This window comes from Paenirhodobacter sp., assembly GCF_050177655.1.
In the GTDB taxonomy this organism is placed as follows: Bacteria; Pseudomonadota; Alphaproteobacteria; order Rhodobacterales; family Rhodobacteraceae; genus Rhodobacter.
Window position 1 is genome coordinate 1 of sequence record NZ_JBFXGV010000089.1, and the last position, 3,555, is coordinate 3,555.

A 3,555-nucleotide genomic window follows, 5' to 3' on the forward strand; every position below is an offset into this window, starting at 1 on the left:
GCGCGCTCGACCGGGTGCTGACCGCTGGCCGATATGTGATCCCCTTCTGGTATTCCAAAGTCACCCGCATCGCATATGATCGGGATCTTCACTTCCCCGAAAGCCTTCCGCTATACGGGGTTTGGCCGGGCTTTCTGCCCGATGTCTGGTGGTATGAGGCAGAGAAATGAAAAAACTGATCCTGATCGCCGCTCTCGGTCTGGCCCTGGCCGGGTGCAACACGGTCGCGGGCGTGGGCGAAGACGTCTCGGGCGGCGCGCGCACGGTGCAGAGCTGGTTCTGACCCACGCCGCGCTGCAGCGGGAAAAACCCTTTCAACGTCGCGCTTTAGGGCGCAAAGTCAAAGACACCCGGGGGCGGTTTACGCCGCCCTCCGGCTGCGGAAATGTCGGAGGAGGCACAAATGAAGTGGCAACATGTGCAGGAGAACTGGTCGGCCTTCTACGATGCGATCCTCGATCGCTGGCCCGATGCCGATGAGGCCGAGCTTGACGAGATCGACGGCGATCAGCGCGCCTTCATCGGCTATATCGCCGGGCTGACCGAACAGGAGCCGGGCGATGCGCGCGACGAGATCCGCGACTGGCTGACGGGCGAACTCCCCTCCGATGTCGTGATGGACCCGCGCCACGACAATCACTCGATCGCGCTCAGCCAGAAATTCGTCCCCGATGGCGAGGACGAATATGACGACGACGCGCGCTTCGGCGACGACAACGAAGAGGAATGACCCCTGGGGTGCGGGGGCGCGGCCTCAGCGCCGCGCCGCAAGCGCCTCTTCGAGCAGCCCCTTGAGCACCTCGCGCGGCACGTCGGAGGTGACGAAGGCCTCGCCGATGCCGCGCGCCAGGATGAAGCGCAGCTTGCCGTCGAGCACCTTCTTGTCCTGCGCCATCAGCGCGATCAGCCCCTCGGCATCGGGCAGATCGCCTTCGATATCCGCCAGATCGACCTTCATCCCCATCTCGCGCAGATGCGCGCGCACCCGGCTCGGCGCCTCCTGGCTGCACAGCCCCAGCCGCTGGCTCAGCTCAAACGCCAGCGCGCAGCCGATCGCCACCCCCTCGCCATGCAGCAGCCGCTCGCCATAGCCCGTCGCCGCCTCAAGCGCGTGGCAGAAGGTATGGCCGAGGTTCAGAAGCGCCCGGTCCCCCTCCTCCGTCTCGTCGCGCGCGACGATCTCGGCCTTCATCTCGACCGAGCGCGTCACCGCCTTCAGCCGCGTCGCGCGATCGCCTGCGGCCAGCCGCGGCCCCTCGGCCTCCAGCCATTCGAAGAACAAGGGATCGCCGAGCAGCCCGTATTTCACCACCTCGCCATAGCCGGCAAGGAAATCGCGCGCGGTGAGCGTGCCGAGCACGTCGATATCGGCCAGCACCAGCGACGGCTGATGGAAGGCGCCGATCAGGTTCTTGCCGGCGGGCGAGTTGATCCCGGTCTTGCCGCCGACCGAACTGTCGACCTGCGCCAGCAGAGAGGTCGGGATCTGCACGAAACGCACGCCCCGGCGCAGCACCGCCGCCGCGAACCCGACGAGATCGCCGATCACCCCGCCGCCGAAGGCCACGACGATATCCTTGCGCTCGACCTTCTGCTCGAGCAGCCATTCGACGACGCGCTGGAACTCGGCCCAGCATTTCGTGCCCTCGCCCGGCGGCAGCGCAAGCGAGACCATCTCGACATCGCCAAGCCCCGCGCGCAGCTCGGCGAGATGCAGCGCGCCGACCGTCGCATCGGTGACCACCGCCACGCGCGGACGCCGCAAAAGCGGCCGGATCTCCGCCCCCGCATTGCCGATCAGCCCGGTGCCGATGCGCACCTCGTAGCTGCGCGCCCCAAGCTCGACCTTCACCACATTGCGCATCTCAGCCCTCCTGCCGTTCCGGGCCAAAGGCGCCCGGCCATTGTTCCAGCCCCGCGACCACCTTGCGCGCCATCGCCTCGATCGAAAGCGCCGGCTCCGCCTCGACGGTGATCTGCGCCTGCGCATAGACCGGCTCGCGCAGCGCAAGCAGCTCGCTCAGCGTGCGCTTCGGGTCGGGCGTGCGCAAAAGCGGGCGCGTGTTCTTGTGCCGCACCCGGTTCCACAGCAGTTCCAGATCCGCCTTGAGCCAGACCGAAACGCCAAGCCGCGCGATCATCTCGCGGTTCGCCTCCGCCATAAAGGCGCCGCCGCCCGTCGAGACCACCGCTGGCGGCCCCGAAAGCAGCCGCGCGATCACCTCCGATTCGCGGGCGCGGAAAAACGGCTCGCCGTCGCGGGCAAAGATCTCGGCCACCGACATCTGCGCCGCCTTCACGATCTCCTCGTCGCTGTCGAGAAAGGGCACATCGAGCGCGCGCGCCAGCGCATGGCCCACCGCCGTCTTGCCGGCCCCCATCATCCCCACCAGCACGACGGTCTTGCGCAGCTGCGGCCCTGCGCCCCCGGTCGCCTCCTCGGTCACGGTCTGTCCTCCGGCGCCGAACCGCCGATGGGCGACCCGCTTGCGCATTCGTGATCATTTCTTCCCTGAATGGCGTGAAGTTCCGGGAAATGCCATATATAATCTGCGCGCACCCCGGTTTCGGGCCCTGCCCCTCCCCAGACCGGGGCCGGGCGATTGGCTCTGGCATCTGCCGGCGAAACCGGGAAAAGAACGCGTAGAAAAGCACGAAGAAAAGACGGAAAGCAGATTCATGGGGCGCATCCTTCAGGCCATTCTCCTCCTCCTCCTGCTCGGCGCGCTGGCCGTGATCGGCTATGCCTATTTCGGAGACATGACCCCCGCCGCGACCGAGCAGCGGCTCGAGATCACCCTCCCGAGCCAGCCCCCCGCCCCCGCGCCCGCCACCGGCACGCCCCAGACAGGGGGCGCGGTTGGCAATTGAGCCCTTGCGCCCGGCGCGCGGGCGGCTGCTGAGCCGCGCCGCCGCGCCTTTCCTGGCCGCGGCGCTCGCGGCCCCCGCCGGCGCCGAGCAGCCGATGTCGGCGATCGACTGGCTCTCGCGCTCGGTCGCAAGCGGGCCGGCGACCGGTTCGGGCGGCTCGCTTGCGGTGCTGCCGCCGGTCCCGGGCGAGGCCCCGGCGCGCGGCGTCACCACCGAGGATGTCTCGGTCTCCTCGCTCGACCGCCCCAGCGCCGATGCGCTCGGCCTCGTGCCGCTCGCGCGCTCGGGCCTGCCGCATGACCTCTGGGGCACCACGCCCGAGGTCACGCTCGCCGCGCTGATGCGCAAGGAGCGGCTCGACACCCTGCCCGCGGTGCAGGCCTTCCTGATGCAGCTCCTGCTGGCCGAGCTCGACCCGCCGCAAAACCGCGCGCCGGAGGGGCGCAACGTGCTCTTCCTCGCGCGGATCGACCGGCTGCTCGATCTCGGCGCGCTCGACCAGGCGATGGCGCTGCTCGAACAGGCGGACCCCACCGATCCCGAGATCTTCCGCCGCCGCTTCGACGTGGCGCTGCTCCTCGGCGAGGAGGACACCGCCTGCGAGGTGATGGAAAAGACGCCCTCGGTCGCGCCCTCCTTCCCGGCGCGGATCTTCTGCCTCGCGCGCGAGATCGGAAGAGCGTC

The 3,555-nt window shown here is 68.8% G+C and carries 5 protein-coding genes and 1 pseudogene; 4 read left to right on the plus strand and 2 right to left on the minus strand.

Annotated elements, in window-relative coordinates:
- The first annotated feature begins 166 nt into the window (after nucleotides 1-166).
- Both AB7U46_RS17485 and AB7U46_RS17490 read left to right on the plus strand, forming a co-directional pair.
- A complete protein-coding gene (locus AB7U46_RS17485; protein ID WP_428338265.1) occupies nucleotides 167-283 on the plus strand; it encodes an entericidin EcnA/B family protein in 117 nt (38 codons plus the stop codon).
- A 120-nt stretch (nucleotides 284-403) separates the two neighbouring features.
- Nucleotides 404-730, plus strand: coding sequence for a hypothetical protein (locus AB7U46_RS17490; protein WP_428338266.1), 327 nt, complete (start codon nucleotides 404-406; stop codon nucleotides 728-730).
- A gap of 24 nt (nucleotides 731-754) precedes the next feature.
- Here the strand turns inward: AB7U46_RS17490 and aroB are convergent, their stop codons facing one another.
- A complete protein-coding gene (aroB, locus tag AB7U46_RS17495; RefSeq protein WP_428338267.1) occupies nucleotides 755-1,864 on the minus strand; it encodes a 3-dehydroquinate synthase in 1,110 nt (369 codons plus the stop codon).
- Nucleotide 1,865: 1 nt separating this feature from the next.
- Nucleotides 1,866-2,495: a shikimate kinase gene (locus AB7U46_RS17500; RefSeq protein ID WP_428338268.1), complete on the minus strand. Its 630-nt coding sequence runs from the start codon at nucleotides 2,493-2,495 to the stop codon at nucleotides 1,866-1,868.
- On the opposite strand from AB7U46_RS17500, the gene AB7U46_RS17505 reads away from it, so the two are divergent.
- Together AB7U46_RS17505 and AB7U46_RS17510 are read left to right on the plus strand one after the other, a co-directional pair.
- On the plus strand, nucleotides 2,488-2,871 hold the full coding sequence (locus tag AB7U46_RS17505; RefSeq protein WP_428338269.1) for a hypothetical protein: 384 nt from the start codon (nucleotides 2,488-2,490) through the stop codon (nucleotides 2,869-2,871). The two genes, AB7U46_RS17500 and AB7U46_RS17505, sit on opposite strands and share 8 nt — an antisense overlap.
- A pseudogene (locus AB7U46_RS17510) lies at nucleotides 2,861-3,555 on the plus strand (hypothetical protein); the annotation flags it as partial. The gene AB7U46_RS17505 and the pseudogene AB7U46_RS17510, both read left to right, overlap by 11 nt.